Origin of the sequence: Candidatus Cloacimonas sp., from assembly GCA_035403355.1 — a bacterium.
Lineage (GTDB): Bacteria > Cloacimonadota > Cloacimonadia > Cloacimonadales > Cloacimonadaceae > Cloacimonas.
In genome coordinates this window covers 42333-62829 of record DAONFA010000003.1, presented here as the reverse complement: position 1 = coordinate 62829, position 20497 = coordinate 42333, and the positions used below count along the sequence as shown (strand labels likewise).

Sequence of the window (20497 nt, the reverse complement as noted above, 5' to 3'; positions counted from 1 at the left end):
TCACTGTTTCCCTGTCAAGTAAAAAGGCATTTTTGCTTTCTTCGGAACATTTTATCTTTAATAACAATATAAGCCATCAACCGCAAAAAGCAAAGTTATCCAATTGGCGTTAGCTTGAGAGTAGAGAATTGCTTTGACATAAATACTTAACTTAATTAGTTGGTTTGAAAGATAATTGTATATCAGGATTCAGATTTATGAATTGCTTAAGTAAGGAGTATAAAATGCTAACTAAACTTTGGGTTAATAATTATCGCTGTTTAGTCAATTTTGAGATTGAATTTGATAGTTTAACTTTATTACTTGGTCCCAATGGCGGGGGTAAAACAAGTATATTTGATATTCTGTATAACTTAAGAAGGTTAATAATAGATAATGCAAAGGTCTATGAGGTCTTTTTTCCTGAGGATTTAACCGCTTGGCTTGATTCCAATGAGCAAACATTTGAGCTCCAAGTTGAGGGTAACGGAGGAATTTATATATATCGTTTAGTCATTTCTCATCAAAGGGAGTTAGGGAAATTACGCGTTGAACGGGAAACGCTTCATTATGATCATAAAGTAATCTTCTCTTTTGAAAAAGGTGATATTCATTTATACAATGATTATTTTAAGGAAGGAGCGGTCATTTCTTTTGATTGGATGTTCTCAGGACTTTCTATGGTTGTCCCCAGGCAGGATAATACAAAATTAACTTGGTTCAAGGACTGGATAAACAAGTTATTTATTTTAAATCTGGAACCGAAAGCCATCCATTCTGTTTCTGAAGATGAATCCTCACAGTTATTTAGGGATGGGAAGAATTTTGTTTCCTGGTATCGTTATTTTTCTCAAGAGCATCAGGATAAAATGTATGATTTGATAACTTATCTACGGAATTCTATCTATGGATTTGATTCCTTAAAATTGGAATTAGCAGGTAAACATCGTATCTTGCAAGTTGGCTTTCGGAGTGAAAATAAAAAAGATAAGACCCTATTTTTTGATTTTGATCGGCTTTCCGATGGGCAAAAAGTTTTGCTCATCTTACATACATTGTTAGTATGTTTACAAGATATGGGTAATACTTTGATGATGGATGAACCGGAAAATTATGTAGCACTTGCGGAAATTCAACCCTGGCTTATGGAACTTAGTGATGTTTGTGGAGTTACGATACCCCAAATTATAATTATCAGTCATCATCCTGAACTGATTGATTATTTTGGAGTGGAAAAAAGCCGTCTGATAGTTAGAGAGCCACTGGGTCCTGCAAGAGTAAAAAAAATCTTTAACAGGTTTGAAGATAGTTTAAAATTATCAGAATTAATTGCCCGGGGTTGGGAAAATGAGTAAAAGGAAAGTAAGCTTAGTTATATGTTGTGAAGATAAACAACAAGAATGTTTTGCCAGAAGATTTCTCAAAGGTTTGGGTTGGGATTATAGACAGTTATTTTTTAGAATAAACTCTGCTGGAAAAGGTTCAGGAGAACAATGGGTTAGAGAAAAGTTCGTTGAAGAATTAAATATCTATCGTTCTAAGCAATCTACTAATGCTTTCATAGCTATTATTGATGGAGACACAAAAGGTGTTGAAGCAAGAATTACTCAATTTAATAATATATGCCGGGAAAAGGGAGTTCAAGTTCGAAGTAATAATGATGCCGTAGCCATAATAGTTCCGACCAGAAATATAGAGACCTGGATACACTATTTAAATGGAGAAACAGTTGATGAAGAAACAGTATATCCTAAGCTGAAATTTGAAAGTGAATGCCAATCTGCAATAGATAATCTTGTTACAATGTGTAAAGGTAATGGACTTAATCAGGATGCTCCACCTTCACTACATTCAGCTTGTAAAGAATATAGAAATAGAATTTATAATTTCAGGTTTGCACATTAGTATGTTTAAAACTGATTATTATGGATAATGACCCTTAATGAAGATTTCCGTTTTCCCCATTTTAAAACAGGGTAGTATCAACTTTATGCTCTTTACCCTCTGACAAAAAACCTTTAGGCCAACCCAATGATAACAATGGTGGTGTAAGTTTCTCGTAAAATTCACGATGCAACCGGCAGGATGTTTTGACTTACAATTTTCACCTGCCTTCAATGTAACTACACCCCACACTTTTAGTTCACTTACAACCGCTCTGTAGCTTGTTTCCAAACCGGAAAATTGTGAGTTAAAACAAAAAGCACACACCCTTCCAACCCAACTATCAATCACCCTCTATTTACACAGCATAGAACAACAACACCATAATGCGATAACTCACTATCAGCAATGATTATTCTTTTTCCCTTCCCAAGATATTTGTTTATCAATTCCTGTTTTTTTGTGCTATGCAGCTAATGAGATTCCCGTATCGTTCCCATATTGCGATACGAGAACGATACGGGAGTCATATCGGAGAGTTATTGAGAAAATTCAGGGTTCTCTTTGGCAGTGATTTGTAGTCAATTTGCTAATGGCAAACCGTGTGTTGATTTAGTGGTTTATTTCGGTAAAATGAGAAAGCGCCGACTCTTTTTTTTCAAATAAGGTATGGATTAAGGTTTATTTTGCCAGCTATTATGTCAGATTTCGGGTTATTTGGTTTTATCGCTTTGAAGGGTTGTTTATCTATACAGTTTAAAGAGGTTGCTTGATTGTTTGGTTGTAAGGACGCATACTTTCTGTTTTAACTCACAATTTTTCGGTTTGGAAACCAGTAGTAGAATAGTCGGAAGTGAGAAAAGAAGGTGAGGTGTGATTACATTGAAGGCAGGTGAAAATTGTAAGTCAAAACCTTCTGCCGCTTGCATCGTGAAAAAAGGTAATTATTTAATTCTTTCCTAAATTAACTACTGACACCTTACCTACCCATTGAGGACGGCATCCGTAACAGGTGAGCATTTAGTTGGTGAAACTATTAAGGAAGGCAAAAGTTATACCGGAGTATAATATTGTATTAGTGTAAGATAGTAATTTTTTTTGTCCAAGAATTTCCTGCAGCAGCAAGATGTAAGATATAATTTCCATTGGCCAACAAATTTCCATTTTCATCTCTACCATCCCAGAAAAGATCAAAATTACCTGTATCCTTGGTCTCATTCACAAGGGTTCTTATTTTTTGCCCCTTTATATTGTAAACTTGCATTAAAACAGGGGATTTTGAGGGAATGCCATAGAAAATTTTAGTTTGCGAATCAAAAGGATTGGGAGAAGATGAATAGAATCCTGCCTTAACAGGTGTGGAAGGTGTTTGATTTCCATTATCATTTACTTCTACAATAGACGGTCCGTAAAATGAATTATATCCATCGTAATCAACAACTTCCAGCCAGTAATAGTAAATATTATTAGCAGGAACCTGGTCTTTATAAGTGTATATTTGTAATTGGGAAGAATTCGTTGCTGAAATAAGGTAATTGAGGTTTATGGCTGTATTTAAATCTGCCTGTGGGGAACGGTAAATATAATATCCTCTAATATTTGTTTCAGATTGAGTTGCCCAAGTAATTTTAACTGTGGAACTTCCAATTTGGGTAGCAGTTAATGAACTTAAAGTTACCGGTAGCGTATCATCTGTTCCTTTGCCTATATAGTAATATAAATCTTCTTTGGCATTGGGAAAACTATGTGCAATAAAGGAAATCTCTCTGGGATGAGCAGGATTCCAAATAGAAATTAGCGGTTCATTACTGTTTGATAGGTAAACTTTAGGGAAATTATGAACACTCCAGTTGCAGTAATTATCATTCTCTTCGTTCCAGTTAAAGGTTACTTTTTTAGAACCGTTGAAATTTCCTTTAAGATACCATTTTAGCCTAATAAACTCACCATTATTCTGAAAGGGTTGTAAATCCGACAAAAAATTATACATCAGAGTGCCGTTTTTGGAAATAACAGTTTTCTTTACATCGGGACTATAAAAACCATCTATACCTTGAGGAATAATTTCATAATTGATATCTCCCTCCAGAAGTTCCATAGTAGAAACAACTGTAATTGGATTGGTTAAAGTAACCCCTGCGGGATTATCAAAAATAATATCATTTACAGTATAGGAAGTGGGTGTAGGATTAAAATTCCCGGTTTGTTGATGAACAGTGCCGTTAAAAATATAATTGCCGTTGCTGTTATAATTTCTTGTGCCTACTTGCACACTGCCGGTTTTACCGGTTGAAGAAAAGCCGTCGGGATTAGCTGTAGCTATTGAAGAACTATCTTCCATAGAAAAGGTTCCTGAACCATACCATGCTTCATCAATAACAAACATACCAAAAGAGAGAGTGGTTCCGCTATGAACCAAAGCAGTATTTACAAGTTTTATATTCTTGCTTAAGCTTATGCCGGCAGGATTATTGAAATCTATACCTAAAACCTGTTCCGGTAGCTTAATTCCGGTTATTTGAGGTTCTGAACCATTGAAAATAAGGTATGGACTATTATAGCTAATTGTTCCGCTACAAGATAAAGAACCATCCAAACCTTGCGGATTAGAAGTAGCTATAGTGCTCCCGTAATTTGCTTTAAAAGAACTCTTCCCGGTTATTGAACCTTGACTGCCAAAGTTGATTTTGCCGTTGGAATTTACTGTAACCTGGCAAGTTTGGTTTGCAGTGGAAGCAGAAAAAAGACCATTGTTTTCAAGAGTTCCACCATCCATTACAGTGATTGATGAATTGGCATTAGCGGTTTTTATTTCACTATTATTTATTAGTTTTGAAGCGCTATATATTTGAATAGCTCCGATTTCGCAATTAGCATCTTTATTGATTGTTACTTCAATTCCAGAATATAATTGTAAAGTTCCGGTTATAACCAGGCCGCCCTTAATAATCATAGAAGTATGCATAGCTATGTTTTGAGTGTTTATATAGAGTGTATTGGCAAAAGGTGAAGAGGGAAGTTGGGTGGCATTAATCCAACCGAGACCATTATAACACTCCCATAAACTTATATCTTCAAAATTACCGCTCCATTTAGTGCGATAATCTCCTGAATTATAGCAGAATAAATTTGTGGCAACCAAGGCAAGAAGTGCCAAAATCACCACCCGTTTAATACTGTGCATCTTTGCTTTTGTATATTTGCTGTTAGACATAATATAACCTCTTATTGTATATGTAATTAATATGTAAAATAAGGATGTATTCAATAGGGAGAGCCACAATTTTTTGTGCTCTGAAAACTGTCAATGATTTTATAACAATAGGGGGTAATTATATACCTCAATAGAAGATAATATACAAATTCAGGGAAGAGGGATAAAAAAATAGTTGACGGTATTGCTGGTTACCCAAAAAGGGGTATAAGGAGAAATATGTTGCCAAAGCGAAAGATTATTGTTGCTATAGATGGACCTGCTGCTTCCGGAAAAAGCACAACAGCCAGAGAACTGGCTAAAAAATTGGGCTATGTGTATATTGATACAGGAGCAATGTATCGGGCTTGTGCATTACAGGCAAAAAGGGAAGGCATTTCTATGAAGGATAATTTTGCTCTGGCAGCAATGATGGAACGCATCAAAATACAAATAATATCTGCAGCGGAAGGCAACATTATTCTTCTAAATGAAGAAGATGTTAGCCAACAAATTCGCACTCCTGATATATCTGCTGCCGCTTCCGCTATTTCTGCAATTCCCTGTGTTAGATATAAAATGGTGGATTTGCAACGCAAGCTTGGTAAAGAGGGAGGAGTTGTTTTAGAAGGAAGAGATATAGGCACTTTTGTTTTTCCGCAAGCAGAAGCAAAATTTTATCTGATAGCAGCTGAGGAAATTAGAGCTGAACGCAGGTATAAAGAGCTCTTGGCAAAAGGCATAACAACTGATTTTAAGGCAGTGTTACAGGATTTACAAGCTCGCGATGCTGCAGATGCCAACAGGGCTCTTGCTCCCTTAAAACCTGCGGAAGATGCTATTTTAATAGATACAAGCAAGTTAACTATTGAAGAACAAGTGCAAAAACTTTATGAAATAACCTGCGGAATTATTGACAGGTTAGGAAATGATAATGCAGATAGTAAACCCGAGGATAATAAAGTAGAGATTCGTTTAGCTCCTTTTTCCGGTTTCTGTTTTGGCGTGCGAAGGGCAATTCAATTGGCGCAGAGCGCAAAAATATCCGATAAACCGGTTTATACTTTAGGCGAATTGATTCATAATCCCGGTATCATTAAAGACCTGGAAAAACAGGGTATTCACACAGTTTATAACGCTTCCGAGATAAAAAACAGCACGGTTATAATTCGTTCGCACGGAATAACGCAAGAAGAATATAAAGAACTGCAAGAAAACAATAACGAAATTATAGATGCTACCTGTCCTTATGTAAATAGAACCCACACAATAATGCAAAAAATGGCTGACGAGGGTTATCCGGTTTTGATTTTGGGGGATAAACAACATCCGGAAGTGAAAGGAATGATATCTTTTGGGAATACTAAATTATATATCATCAATGAAGATGAACCTCTTCCGGAAATAGAGCCAAAGCGTTTGGCGATAATGGCGCAGACCACGCAAAGGATAGAAAAGTTTAGGGAATTGGTATGTAAATTGCTCCCAAAGGTTGATGAGCTAAGAGTTTTTAATACTATCTGTTTAGCTACAACACAAAGGCAAAAAGCTACAGAAGAACTGTCTCAAGCCAGTGAAGTAATGTTTGTTATCGGGGGATTGAATAGTTCCAATACGCGTGCCTTGGCAAAGCTAAGTTCTTTGTATTGTCCTACCTATCATATTGAGGACGAAAAGCAGCTGGCGGAGATAGATATTTCGTCCTATAAAAAAATTGGTATAACTGCCGGAGCATCTACTCCGGAAGAGATGATAATTGAAGTTTATAATGTATTATTAAAAAAAAGCGGGGATTTTAACACTGTAAGTGCAATTGAAGAAATCCCTATGTTTAAGGAGGAATCATGTTAATACATGATCAAAACACAGTCCAGCCAGAAAGCAAAGAAACGGAAAATACGAACCCCGAAGTGGAAACTGTTTTGAGCGTTGGTGATGACCAAATGTCAAAATCTACAATTGAGGATGAGACCAAAGAAGAAGAGCCCTCAATTGCCATTCCCGAAGAAATGTTAAGTGAGAAGTCCGAGACGGAAGTTTCGGAACAAAAGGAACCTGCAGAACAAGCTCCGGAGGAAAAAACTACAAAGCCCGTGAAGGAACTTACTCAGGAAGAGAAAGAACACGAAGCAATGCTTTCTATGTATGAAGAATCGTTTTCCAGTTTTAAGAAAGGCGAAATTATTGAGGGCACGGTGGTGGACATTTCCGATAAAGATGTTCGCATAGACATCGGGTTTAAATCTGAAGGTGTGATACCAATTTCCGAATTTGCTTACACCGGAGTTCCGGAATTGAATTCTGTGATTAAGGTGTTTATCAATGAGATTGAAAATGGCGAAGGCAAATTGCTGCTTTCCAAAAAGAAAGCTGATTATCAGATTAATATTGAACGCATCAAAAAGGCATATACGGATAAAAGTTCATTAAGCGGAATTATCCGGAGGCGTGTGAAAGGTGGAATGATTGTAGATATTTTAGGAATAGAGGCATTTTTACCTGGTTCGCAGATGTCCTTAAAACCAATTCCCAATCTGGATCAATTTATCGGGAAGGAATTATTATTCAAAGTAGTGACTATTGATGAAGAACATCGCAATATAATTCTATCCCGCCGTTTGGTTTTGGAAGAAGAAGCAGAACAGAAAAGGCAGGAATTATTAAGAAAAATTCAGATAGATTCTGAATTGGACGGAGAAGTAAAAAATATTACTCAATATGGTGCTTTTATAGATTTAGGTGGGATTGACGGTCTCTTGCATCTAACGGATATGAGTTGGGGGAAACTAAATCATCCTTCTGAAATGCTCCAAATTGGCGATAAAGTAAAAGTGAAAGTGATAAATTTTGATCCTGAATCCAATAGAATTTCCCTCGGGATGAAACAATTGGTTCCTCATCCCTGGGAAAATATAGAAATCAAGTATCCGGAAGGCAGCAGAATAACCGGTAAAGTTGTAAATATAAAACCCTTTGGTGCTTTTGTAGAATTGGAACCCGGAGTGGAAGGTTTAGTGCATATTTCCGAAATGAGCTGGACGAAAAAGATTACCGATGCTCATAATTTCCTGAAAATCGGTGATACCATCAATGCCATTGTTCTGGATATAGATAAAGAAAATAAACGCATCTCCTTAGGTATGAAACAGATGGAACCCAATCCCTGGCTTACGATTGAAGACCGCTATCCGATTGGAACTGTTCTTAAACGCAGAATAAAAAGCTTAACTAACTTTGGTGCCTTTGTAGAAATTGAAGAAGGAATAGACGGTTTGATTCACATCTCTGATATGAGCTGGACAAAACGCATCTATCATCCGCGGGAAGTGTTTAAAAGAAATCAGGAAGTGGAAGCAATTGTTCTTGTTATAGATAGAGCACAGCATAGAGTTGCCTTAGGGGTAAAACAGCTGGTTCCGGATCCTTGGGAGACATTGGATCAATTTCTACCGGTAAATACTGAAGTAAAAGGGAAAGTAAGTAAATTGATACCCAAAGGTATATTAGTAGATATACCTGTAAATGATGAAATTGTTGAAGGTTTTGTGCCTGTATCTCATTTGGCGATTCCCAAGCTGGAACATAGCGAAGATGCTTTTCATAACGGTGAAGAATTACCCTTAAAAGTGATAGAACTGGATATGGAAAACCGGCGTTTAATCCTTTCCGTTAAAGCTTTCTTCTTTTCTCGCGATCCTAAACTGCAGGAAGAATATATCGCTCTGCATGAACAATATATACGGGAAAAAGTTACTCGTCAATTAAAGAAAAGACAGGAAAAAGAACCTCGCGAAAAGAAAATAAACGCTAAGAAAGAACAGGAGAAAACAGCTATTCCTGAAGAACAGGAAATAACTTCTGAAATTGTGGAATCTAAACCTGAAACCGATACCGAGACAATCACCATAACAGTTAACGAAGAATTTACTCCGGCACCGGAAAAGATGGAAACGGAAGAAAGGCAAATTAATCCTGAACCACAGCAAGAACCGGAAAATAGCGAAAATATTATTCCTGAAACAACAGTATCTGATGCCTCTGAAGCTCCTATGACAGAAGAAATTCAGCAAGAAGAACTTCCCGAAACAGAAGAAACAATTGTGATGCCTGAAGAAACCGTTGAACCGGAAAATACAGAGGAAGAAAAGCTGGACAAGGAAACACCGGAACAAACGGAAACATTGGAAATTCCTGTTGAGACAGCAGAAGAAACGGAAGAAACAGAAGTAACAATGCCTGTTACTGAAGAACCAACCCCTGAAACAAAAGAGACGGTTTCCCAAGCAGAAGAGATACAAACCGAAGCGGAAGAAACAACCCCTGAAAGTGAAGAAGAAGACAAAACCAAAGAATAAGTAAAAATAATATTACTTTAGCAGAAAAAGGGATACCGGATGAAGAAATTGGCAGCTTTGCTAATCTCTATGTTACTCATATCTGTTGTTTTGAGTGCAGAAGTGATAACTACCGGCAACGGAAAAAACTCCGTTACTATTGTTAATGATAATGCAGATGAAACTATCCTGCAATTCCAGATAGGTGAATTTGAGAAAAACAGGGTTTTTATTGAAGGTGAGGATTGGTTTCAAATCCTTTTACCTAAAGAAGGGATAACTCAAGAAAAGGGTTATCCCGAACTCCCTGTTTTTAACCGAAGTATCATCATTCCGGAACAGGCATTGATGGCGATGGAGGTCTTTGACATTGAGTATAAGGACTTCCAAATTAAAGTAGCTCCTTCCAAGGGAGTGATAACTCGTAATATAGAGCCAACTTCCGTTCCTTACATTTTTAAAGATATATATCGTGAAAATTCATTCTATCCTCAAACAATTGCGGATTTATCAGAACCATATATTTTAAGAGATTTTCGGGGAATAACTGTTTTAACTAATCCCTTTGCCTACAATCCGGTAACGGGAACTTTAAGAGTTTACACAGCATTTAAAGTGAGAATTTATCCTGAAGGCATTGATACCGTAAACACTTTAAACCGTTCGCGCGCCTCTCTTTCCCGCAGTTTTTATTCTCTGTATGAAAATCAGTTTTTGAACTGGAATTCCTATCGCTATACTCCTGTAGATGATTCCTACGGTAAATTACTGGTTATCTGCCATACGAATTTTCTTTCTCAGATAGCTCCTTATATTAATTGGAAAAGGCAGAAAGGGATAGATACAGAGTTAGTTGAATTCAGCACTATCGGCACAACTGCCAATCAGCTTAAAACCTATATTCAAAATCGCTACAATGCAGATAATTCACTTACTTTTGTGCAACTTGTAGGAGATGCTCCTCAAATTCCAACTCTATCTTATTCTGGAGGAGGAAGTGATCCCGGTTTTTCTCTTGTAGCCGGTAGCGATAATTATCCGGATATCTTTATTGGCAGGTTTTCAGCACAAACAGCTGCAGAAGTTACAGCTCAGGTAAATAAGACCATTCTCTATGAAAGAGATTTAAATACCTCTGCTACCTGGCTTTCCAAAGCAATGGGAATTGCCTCTGCTGAAGGAAGTGGAGGTCAGGGTGATAATCAAGAAAGCGATATCACTCATACGAATCTGATTCGGACTGATCTTCTAAATTATGGCTATACCAGTGTTGATCAAATTTATGATCCGGGTGCTTCAGCTTCCACAGTAACTACCAATGTAAATAACGGGCGTGGTTTTATCAATTATGTAGGTCACGGTGCTGATACTTATTGGGTAACTACTAATTTTAACAATACTAATGCTTTAGCCCTTACTAATGGCAATAAAGTTCCTTTCATAATGGATGTTGCCTGTGTTAACGGTAATTTTGTAAGCCAGACCTGTTTTGCAGAGGCATGGATGAGAAATGCCAATGGAGGTGCTGTTGGCATTTATGCCAGTTCCATAAATCAATCCTGGGCTTCTCCTATGCGAGCTCAAGATGAAGTTACCGACTTACTAATTGCTGAAACCCATACTACTTTAGGTGGTTTGTATTATAACGGTTCTTGCAAAATGATGGATGTTTATAGTTCTGATGGGGTAAATATGTTCAGGACATGGCATATTTTCGGAGACGCCTCTTTGCAAATTCGTTCTAAGACACCAATAGCTATGGCAGTTAGCTATCCTTCTACTATAGGAATTGGAACAAATAGTGTTTCTGTCTCTACAGGAGTGGCAGGTGCTTTGGTAGCATTAACTTATAATAATACTATTTACGGCAAAGCATTTACCAACAGCAATGGCATAGCAACGGTAAATATTACAAATCCCCCAACTGGAGAAATGGCTTATACATTAACGGTTACAGCTTTTAATAGAGTAACTTATACAGGAACATTGTCCCAAATAAATACTGCTACACCATCCCAACCTCGTTTTGTAGCAGAATGGGAACCTGCCAAAGGTTCAATAATTCGTTATCCTGTAGGTTTGCCTTATACAATGATAGCTGATTTATCTAATAATGGTCTTTTGTATGTGGTTGTATCCAGTTCCTCACAGGCAACTTGCAATTCAGCATTTTCTACTAATGGCATTAATATGGCTAATGTGCGTTATATAATTACGAATAATGATTCTTATTGGATTAGAGATTACGGTCCCTGGACAATTATGGACGGAGATAATAATCTTCAACTGATAGATTTTACCTATAATCGTCAGCGACCCAATGATGATCTTGTTCCTACAGCGGTAGCTAATTTTCTGGGTGTAACTTTGTATAAGATGAATATTACTCATACCGGTGGTAATATAATGACCGATGGACAGGGAAAGGCAATAAGTACTAATCTGGTTTTAACAGAAAATGCTTCTCTCAGTCAAGATGCTATAAATACAATGTTTAGTAACTATCTGGGAGTTTCTGATTATCAATTGTATCCTGATCCCAATAATAATTATATAAATCATATTGACTGCTGGGCAAAACTATTGGATGTAGATAAAGTTATTATTCGCAGTGTGCCGACAAACCATTCTCAATATAGTGCTATTGAAGCAGTTGTAGCTCAATGGCAAACAAAACTTTCCAGCTATGGCACTCCCTATAAAATTTACAGAGTTTCCACTCCTAATGATGAGCCCTATACGAATTCCTTTATTTTTAATAAACATATTTATGTCCCTCAAATGGGTGCAGCCAGCGATGCTGCAGCTCTTCTTGCTTATCAAAATGCAATGCCTGGTTATACTGTAACAGGTTATTCATACAGCGATTTTGAATCCACCGATGCCATTCACTGCAGAGTTAATACTATTTTTGACAATCAGATGATTTCCGTTAAGCACCTTCCTCCAGTTCCTTCTTCGGTTTTACAAACTCTTACTTTTAATGTGAATATCGCCCATACTAATGCTCTGAACCAAAGTGGAACATACATTTCCTGGAAAACAGGAAAAAACGGAATTTGGCAAAACAGCTCCCTGAGCTTACAAAGCAACGGAAATTGGTTAACTAACCTGACGGCTCCAGTTATTGGAGACACTCTTTTTTATTGGATATCGGCAACGGATGTTAGCAATCGCAATGTAACCTTACCTCTTTGTGCCTCGCAAGACCCTTTTATGCTTGTTGGAGCTTATGTTCCTTCTCTCAGTGAACCGCAAGTGCAATTACAAATTCAAGGTTCAGATGTTAGAATATCCTGGAATGTTGTTCCTTACGCCAATAACTATGTTATTTATGCTGCGGACACACCTCAAGGTTCTTTTCTGCCTGTTGGTTCAACTTCTGAAACTTATTGGGAGACCTCTTTAATTGCGGAGAAGAAGTTCTTTAAGATTATAGCTCAGCGCGTTGTAAGATAAAATCGTTTGTCTCAGAATTGTCTTAACCGAATGTTTGGAAAAACAGTGAGGGCAATTTCTATTTATTTTCCAGCAACTGCATTATTTTTTCCGCTACATTGTCTCCGAAGAGAGCGGGATGAGTTTCCGGTGGCTTAAAATCATTTATTGCCAAAGGAAAATGCCCGGAATTTACAGGTAGCAGAAGATTCCATCCGGTTTGCACTGTTTCCAGCCATTCTGTTTCGGGACGAAGAGTTACGCAGGGCTTTGCTAAAATATATGCTTCTTTCTGAATTCCCCCTGAATCGGTAAAAATCATTTGTGAGCGTTGCATTAAAAGTAAAAAATCAAGATATGCCTGCGGTTCAATAAAGCGGATGTTTTTAAATTGGTTATGCTGCATATTGTTTAGAATATTCAAAGTGCGGGGGTGCACAGGGAAAATTATTAAGCGTTGCAACGAATCCAATCCTGCAAGAATATAATATAAATTATCAGGATCATCAACATTATAAGGTCTGTGCAGAGTTAGCAGACAGTAGTTTTTATCCTCCAGCTGCAAATATGATAAGATATTGGATTCTGCTTTTGCTTTCCTGATTCCGAAGGAAAGGGAATCCACCATAATATCTCCTACCAGAAATGTTTTTTTTTTCAGACCTTCTTTATCGGCATTTTGTAAAGCTGTTTCTGTAGGAGCTAATAAAATATCGCTTAGATGATCAGCTACGATTCTATTTATTTCTTCGGGCATACTTTTATTGAAACTGCGTAATCCTGCTTCTATATGAGCAGTTTTTATTCCCAGTTTAGCAGCTGCCAAAGCTCCTGCCAGAGTTGTATTGGTATCACCATAAACAATAGCAAGCTCCGGTTTTTCTTTCCTTAAAACTGGCTCTAAAGCACTTAATATATTGGCGGTTTGGATGCCTTGACTGCCTGAACCGACATTCAGATTATAATCCGGAGCAGGAATCTCCAAATCCTGGAAAAAGACCTCATTCATTTGCTGGTCATAATGCTGTCCGCTGTGAATAATTATTTCCTGATGGCGTTTTCTAACTTCCCGGGATAGAGGAGCCAATTTTATAAACTGAGGTCTGGCTCCCACAATTTGCGCTATTTTCATTTTAAATATCCTTATCTATGCTTAGCTATTATAGCTTTAGGTCTGAAATGAAGTAATCAGTATAGATTCCTGCTTCTGGAATAACAGGTTATCTGTAAACACTAATCTTCTTCAGTGCCTTAATAATTCAAAGGTTATTACTGTCAAGCAGGAAAGGACTTTGCCTTAGCACAGCTAATACCGTTAAGTGCAATGAACAATAAAGTAAAATAATCCTTTGCCGAAAAAGAAAACTGCTTAACTTGTTAATAAGTTGCTAAAACTAAGTGGATTTATACTTGTTTAGGTAGGATAAAGGAATAAAATTTGCAAGCTATAATGTTATAATACAGAAAGAAACTACAAATAGAAGGAGCAATAAAAGTGAAGAAGTTATTAGTGATTGCAATGTTGTTATTCGTTGCCTGTTTAAGCCAAGGGCAAACACAGAACAGCAAACCTAAGGAAGAAAGCAGAAATACAGGTTTGGGTTTTCATTTCGGAACTATCTCCGGAAATGGCTTCAGTTATCGTAAATATTATGATAAGGGTGGCTTACAAGTTACTTTAGGGGGATTAACTTCCGGCTCTAAAGAAATTGATAACTCTGTTTATGGCAATTATAATGGTGCTTCTACTATCACTATTACTGAAAATGGACGAAAAACAAAGATAAATTCAGCAATCAATTATGTGCGGACTTTAGATACAAATCAGGTAGGCAGGTTCTATATTGTTGCCGGTGGCTCATTGCTCAGTTCTTTTATCAGGCAATATGAAATTGATTATCAAATGGTAAAGGGAGATCATTATACAATTATACAAGACCAACCGGAAAGAAAAAAATGGGATAGTGAATATACCTATTATGTTGGTTTCGGTTTAGGTTTTGATTTTGATATGGGGCAGAATTTTCATTGTACGGTGGAATTGCCTCTCACGATTGACGAGGATAGTGAAATTAGAATGTATATTCCTCAAGCAGGAATTTACTACTTTTTTAAATAATAGCATTTTCAGAGAGAAAATCCTTTTGTTATCCTGCGAAAGCAGGAAGCCAAAGATAAAATAACAGTAAAAAAAGAACATATCATAAATGAGGAAGCCCGAAAGTTACTTTCGGGCTTCTTCTAATTATTTGTAATCCTTATGTTTACCGTATCTTGTAAACACTTAGTCGGCTTTTTTTTATTCGCCGATAATTTTCACCAAAACGCGTTTATCACGCATACCGTCAAATTCACCATAGAATATCTGTTCCCAGGTTCCGAAATCCAATTCACCGTTGGTTACTGCAACAACAACCTCTCTACCCATAATTTGTCTTTTCAAATGAGCATCAGCATTATCTTCAAAACCGTTATGGCGATATTGCGAATAAGGTTTTTCGGGAGCCAGTTTTTCCAACCAGGTCTCAAAATCGCTATGGAGGCCTTTTTCATCATCATTAATAAACACGGAAGATGTTATGTGCATAGAATTTACCAGGCACAAGCCATCTTTTATTCCGCTTTCCCGCAAAACATTTCTCACTTGGGGAGTGATGTTTATAAAGTCCCTGCGTTTAGATGTTGTGAAATGCAGTTCCCGACGATAACTTTTCATGGACAAAGGGGCTGAGAATCAAAATAGGTGGTCATCTCGGTCGGGCTATCAAAAATCAAATCTGCTCCGGCATCCTGAAGGTCTTTTTTATTGCCATATCCCCAAGCAGCGCCAATTGCAATCATTCCAGCGTTTTTTGCGGTTTTAATATCCACAGGGCTATCTCCAACCAAGGCAACATATTGGGGCTTTACAATTAAGCGTTTGGCAAGTTCTAAAGCAACGGTTGGATCCGGTTTTTTGGGTTTATCAGCTTCTTCACCGCTATAAACGCCAAAGGGGTTTTTAGTATGGCGAATCATTGCACCCCGGAAGAAATGGCGAATCATTTTTTTCGTAAAATAATGCGGTTTGTTGGAGAGGATTGCCAGTTTCATTTTGCGGGCTACTGCCAGTTGAATTAAATAGAGAACACCGGGGAAAATATTGGTATTCAGATACCATTGCAGATCATAGTTATCCCAATATTTTTTAGCGACCTTATCAATGATTTCGGGAGTTCTTTTATCTTCCGGTAAAGCCCTTTTTACCAGTTCCGTTTGGCCATCGCCGATAAAGGATTTATATTCCTCTACAGGATGTTCAGGATAGCCAAAGCTTTTTAAGGCAGCATTCATCGCACCTGCGATATCAACTATGCTGTCAATCAATGTGCCATCAAGATCAAAGATGATGGCTTTAATTTGAGGTTTAGCAGTCATTTTACACTTCCTTTTCTTTTATTTTGTTCGTTTAACATTGGTTTTCACTTTTCAGTTCCCCGGCATTCGCAATAAAAATGTGCGGGTAGGGAATAGTGATATGTTCGTGTTCAAATTTATCCTTGAGATTAATCATCAAAGAGTTCTTCAAAGCTAAATAATCCTCTTTGTTTACCCAGACCCCATATAGAATTTTGATGCCCGATTCGTCAAACTTCTCAATAGAGAAAAGTGGAGCTGGTTCTTTCAATGCCAGGGGCTCATTGGCAATGATATCCATAAAGACAGTTTTCACTTTTTCCAGATTATCATTATAGCTTACCGATACATAAATATCCAGTCGTCTAATCGGATAGCGGGTAATATTGATAACTTCCGTCTTAATCATTGTTTCATTGGGAACTCTAATGTAACGGTTGTCGGGCGTTTTAAGCTTGATGGATAGCAGGTCTATGGATTCAATTGTTCCAATATTGGAACTTACCTGAACCACATCTCCTATCTGAAATGGCTTTTCAGAAATGAGAAAAATACCGCTGATTATATTGGAAAAACTGGTTTGGGAAGCAAAACCGATAGCTACGCCAAAAATTCCAGCTGCACCTAAAATTGCAGATAAACGAAAGCCGAATTCGTTTAGCAAAGTGATCAGTAGAATTAAGATAGCTACATAATAGACCGAACGGACAACCAACTGTTCACTTTGAGGCGATAAACGGTCTTTTACTATCCGTTTGGCTATAGACCTTATCAAACGAATAAGAGGAATTCCTATCACCAGAATAAGAATAACCCGAATTATCAAGCTTATCTTTTCCGGTGTTATGAAATCTCCCGTCAGCTTTTCCAAGCTAATAGTCAAGAGCATTTTTCTTCCTTCTCTTAATATAATCGGTGTCTCTAAACAAGATAATCATTTTTATGATTTATCCAAATATAATTTTTCTCTGAAACACATATCTTTAGTTAACTCTTTTGGGTTCAAGTTTCCTGAATAGGATAATCGGCTAATTACTTCCATCTATAATTAAATAACCACCTAATCTATATACCTGTAAAAATTCAGGACTAATAAACCGTTGAAGATTAGTTTTAGCAGATTACCTTCTGCAGCTTACGGTTAATTATTCAAACTGAACCTTAGGAGCTTTTGCAGCGCCTTCTTCTGCCTGGAAAAACTGGAATGGCTTTACGCTGATGATACCGGCAATGAGATTATTCGGGAAAGTAACAATCAGCTGATTGAATTTCTTGGCTTCCTCATTATAGCGCATTCTTTCAGTTCTGATTCTGTTTTCAATACCTTCCAGCTGGGCTTGAAAGGTAAGAAAATTTTGATTGGCTTTCAATTCCGGATAGCGTTCCACCACAACCATCAAACGCGAAAGGGCATCACTTAATCCTGCCTGACTTTGCTGAAATGCCTGAAATGCCTGGGGATTGGTTAATGCTTCAGGAGGCAGATTTAAACTTCCACCGGCTTTTGCACGAGCTTCAGTTACTTGGGTTAAAGTGGATTTTTCAAAATTTGCAGCTCCCTGAACCGTTTCTACCAAATTAGGAATAAGATCATAACGAGTTTGATATACATTTTGCACTTGTGCCCAAGCACTTTCTACATTCACTTTCTCTTTTTGAATGGTATTATAGCGTCCGATAAACCATCCGGCGCAAATTATAATCACCAGGATAATTGCGAGTAAGACAATCAGTCCTTTCTTCATTTTATCTCCAAATTTTATTTTAGTTCCTTTTTTAAGGAATGGTTTATTTTGTCCAGTAATTTTTTTCTCTCCTCCCGGAAGCATTTAAAACACAAAGCATAACGGCATCATTAGGGAAAAAGTAAAAGTGAGAATTCAGAACCGAAAGGAATAATTAATCTAAGGGCAAAATCGGTTTGCAGTAGGTCTTCGCATAGAATATGCATTATAGATGGCGGCTATAATACAGAAAAGATAATTGCACTTAGCTTGTTACAAGTTATATAATCGCAGTTAGTTATCTTGCATAACATAGATTTGCGGGAGTAAATGAATTTAAACTTTAGACCTCAATGTAAAGAAAACTTAACTTTCAGCTTATAAAATCTTAACTAAAGAAGAGTATAATTAAATTAGAGGCGAAAGCCGAAAAAAAGAAAAAAGGAGAACAAAATGAAAAAATCCCATTTTTGCCTGAGCATTGTTTGTTTGGGATTATTGCTTATCCCGTTAGGACTAAACAGCTTAGAAACCAAATTAAGCGGAGAATTTTGGGGTCGTTGGATTGCGGAAATTGCTAAAAGAAAGGATAGCAACGGAAATTACGATGACCAATTAGTTAGTAACTATCTTTCCTTGGAAAGAGGTTATCTGGGTTTGGAAACAAAATTTACGGAACAGATTAAAGGGCGTTTTACGGTTGATATTTTTACTACTGATAAGACCTACGAATATCAGGCATATTCTTTAAGTGACAGCACCCTTACTTCTTCTGCGAAAAGTGGAAGCATTGATGGAGCCGGGCTTAAAATTAAATATGCTTATGTAGATTTTGGCGGCCTTCTTCCTGTTAAAGATATGACCTTAACCGCAGGAATGCAAAAAGTTTATTTCGGTAGTATTTATGACTGGAGTTATACTTTAATTGGTAAAGCGCCGACTGACGAACATAAAGTAGTAAATTCTTCCGATTTAGGCATAACCTTGAATGGTTTTTTCCCTTCCGGTTATGGAGAATATCAGTTAGGAATTTATAATGGAGAGGGTTATAAGAAAGTGGGCGCAAATCTAAAGGAAAATACCGATTTTGCCTATTTGGGCAATTTACGCCTAACTCCAATTACCGGTGTAACAGTTGGTGGTTCATATATGCTTAATACAGTAGGACGCGATAAAAATCTTGATGGAGAAACAGTTAATACTGCTTATGAAAAACAGAAATTAACTGATATTTACACTCGTCTGGCTTATGGTCCCGTAGATTTGACGGGAGAATATATTATCAAAGATGTTGATTTTCCCAATGTAAATGATATTAACAAAACACAAACATATACAGCAACAGGAATTTCCATATTTCCTTGCCTAAATTTGAAAGCATATTTGCCTTATGACCTTCAATTAGTTGGTTATTATGATGTTTGGGATGAATCAGACCGTCTGGAAACGGATAAAGCCAGAAGTAAACTTACTGCTTCCACAATCGGTATAAATTATAATTTTCTTCCCGATGAAACAGACATTCCTGCTATGCAGTTACAGCTGAACTATACCGATAAGAAGTATGACGAAGATAAATCTCATAGTGATTATGCAGACGGGAAAAAGGACTCATCGCAAATCAATTTGCAGCTTAAATGGAAATTTGCTAATACGCTATAAAGAAAAGGAGATAAAAATGAAGACAAATAACTATCTGGTCACCTTAATAATAATGTTACTTGCCACATTTAGTTTAAATGCGACAAAGGGTAATCAAATAACCTGCACCGGTTCTACAACAGTTCTTCCAATTGCTCAAGCGACGGCTGAAGCATTTATGAATTCTCATCCGGATATCAATATTTCTGTGCGGGGAGGAGGTTCAGGAGTAGGAGTTGCTGCCTTACAAAATGGAACTACCGATATCTGTAATTCCAGCCGTCCCTTAAAATCCAAAGAAATTTCGGCAGCTAAAGCAAAGGGAATAAATCCCGTTGCTTACACTATTGCCAATGACGCTATCAGCATTATAGTTCATCAGAGCAATCCCCTTAAGGATATCAGCATTCAGCAGATAAAAGACATTTACACCGGTAAAATCAAGAATTGGAAGGTTTTAGGCGGTCCCAATTTACCGATTGTAGTTATTTCCCGCGATGTTTCTTCCGGAACTTATGAGGTCTTTAATGAAAAAGTTCTGGCAGGTGCAAAAGTAGAAGGCAGTGCTCAATTGCTTGCCTCCAATAATGCCGTTTTAAGTTCAGTTAGTAATACTCCCGGGGCTATCGGTTATGTGGGTTTGGGATATGTGAATGAGAGTGTGAAACTGATTAGCATAAATAAAATCATCCCTTCAGAAGCAACAGTAAAGAATGGCAGTTATATGCTTTCACGAAAACTCTATATGTACACTAACGGCAAAGCAAAAGGGGATGTAGCAAATTACCTTGGGTTCATTCAAAGTGAAAAAGGACAGCAAATAGTTCAAGAACAAGGATTTATCAACATCAAGTAATTGATTAAGAGAACAAGAGGTGAGGGTAGCTATTTTCCCTCACCTGTTGTTA

The 20497-nt window shown here is 37.2% G+C and carries 14 protein-coding genes; 8 read left to right on the top strand and 6 right to left on the bottom strand.

The window, feature by feature from the left end; genetic code table 11:
• Positions 1-224: 224 nt before the first annotated feature.
• Both PLE33_01585 and PLE33_01580 read left to right on the top strand, forming a co-directional pair.
• Positions 225-1334 (top strand): AAA family ATPase, encoded by a 1110-nt coding sequence (locus PLE33_01585; GenBank protein HPS59940.1) that lies wholly within the window; start codon positions 225-227, stop codon positions 1332-1334.
• Positions 1327-1884, top strand: a complete 558-nt coding sequence (locus tag PLE33_01580; protein HPS59939.1) for a hypothetical protein — start codon at positions 1327-1329, stop codon at positions 1882-1884. The genes PLE33_01585 and PLE33_01580 overlap by 8 nt, the downstream gene beginning before the upstream one ends.
• Before the next feature lie 1054 nt (positions 1885-2938).
• Here PLE33_01580 and PLE33_01575 read toward each other — a convergent pair.
• The gene (locus PLE33_01575; GenBank protein ID HPS59938.1) at positions 2939-5077 is read right to left on the bottom strand and encodes a FlgD immunoglobulin-like domain containing protein; all 2139 of its coding nucleotides are present in this window, start codon (positions 5075-5077) and stop codon (positions 2939-2941) included.
• Positions 5078-5296: 219 nt separating this feature from the next.
• Here PLE33_01575 and ispH point away from each other — a divergent pair, with 219 nt between their 5' ends.
• Genes ispH through PLE33_01560 form a run of 3 tightly spaced genes read left to right on the top strand, consistent with a single transcriptional unit; the run spans position 5297 to position 12849 of the window.
• Complete coding sequence (gene ispH / locus PLE33_01570) at positions 5297-6907, top strand: 4-hydroxy-3-methylbut-2-enyl diphosphate reductase (GenBank protein ID HPS59937.1); 1611 nt, start codon at positions 5297-5299, stop codon at positions 6905-6907.
• Positions 6901-9411: a 30S ribosomal protein S1 gene (locus PLE33_01565; protein HPS59936.1), complete on the top strand. Its 2511-nt coding sequence runs from the start codon at positions 6901-6903 to the stop codon at positions 9409-9411. Before ispH ends, PLE33_01565 begins: the two co-directional genes overlap by 7 nt.
• 39 nt (positions 9412-9450) lie before the next feature.
• Positions 9451-12849, top strand: coding sequence for a C25 family cysteine peptidase (locus PLE33_01560; protein HPS59935.1), 3399 nt, complete (start codon positions 9451-9453; stop codon positions 12847-12849).
• 58 nt (positions 12850-12907) lie between these two features.
• Here the strand turns inward: PLE33_01560 and wecB are convergent, their stop codons facing one another.
• A complete protein-coding gene (gene wecB / locus PLE33_01555) occupies positions 12908-13960 on the bottom strand; it encodes a UDP-N-acetylglucosamine 2-epimerase (non-hydrolyzing) (protein HPS59934.1) in 1053 nt (350 codons plus the stop codon).
• A gap of 363 nt (positions 13961-14323) precedes the next feature.
• On the opposite strand from wecB, the gene PLE33_01550 reads away from it, so the two are divergent.
• Complete coding sequence (locus PLE33_01550; GenBank protein HPS59933.1) at positions 14324-14947, top strand: hypothetical protein; 624 nt, start codon at positions 14324-14326, stop codon at positions 14945-14947.
• 180 nt (positions 14948-15127) lie between these two features.
• Here the strand turns inward: PLE33_01550 and PLE33_01545 are convergent, their stop codons facing one another.
• The 4 genes from PLE33_01545 to PLE33_01530 all read right to left on the bottom strand — a co-directional run bounded on the left by PLE33_01545 (position 15128) and on the right by PLE33_01530 (position 17969).
• On the bottom strand, positions 15128-15544 hold the full coding sequence (locus tag PLE33_01545) for a secondary thiamine-phosphate synthase enzyme YjbQ (protein HPS59932.1): 417 nt from the start codon (positions 15542-15544) through the stop codon (positions 15128-15130).
• The gene (locus tag PLE33_01540) at positions 15541-16245 is read right to left on the bottom strand and encodes an HAD family hydrolase (protein ID HPS59931.1); all 705 of its coding nucleotides are present in this window, start codon (positions 16243-16245) and stop codon (positions 15541-15543) included. Before PLE33_01540 ends, PLE33_01545 begins: the two co-directional genes overlap by 4 nt.
• A 31-nt stretch (positions 16246-16276) precedes the next feature.
• The gene (locus tag PLE33_01535; GenBank protein HPS59930.1) at positions 16277-17113 is read right to left on the bottom strand and encodes a mechanosensitive ion channel family protein; all 837 of its coding nucleotides are present in this window, start codon (positions 17111-17113) and stop codon (positions 16277-16279) included.
• Between the two features lie 256 nt (positions 17114-17369).
• The gene (locus PLE33_01530) at positions 17370-17969 is read right to left on the bottom strand and encodes a LemA family protein (protein HPS59929.1); all 600 of its coding nucleotides are present in this window, start codon (positions 17967-17969) and stop codon (positions 17370-17372) included.
• Between the two features lie 432 nt (positions 17970-18401).
• Between PLE33_01530 and PLE33_01525 the strand changes: the two genes are divergently transcribed.
• Both PLE33_01525 and PLE33_01520 read left to right on the top strand, forming a co-directional pair.
• A complete protein-coding gene (locus tag PLE33_01525; protein HPS59928.1) occupies positions 18402-19610 on the top strand; it encodes a hypothetical protein in 1209 nt (402 codons plus the stop codon).
• Between the two features lie 16 nt (positions 19611-19626).
• Complete coding sequence (locus PLE33_01520; protein HPS59927.1) at positions 19627-20445, top strand: phosphate ABC transporter substrate-binding protein; 819 nt, start codon at positions 19627-19629, stop codon at positions 20443-20445.
• The last annotated feature ends 52 nt before the right edge of the window (positions 20446-20497 follow it).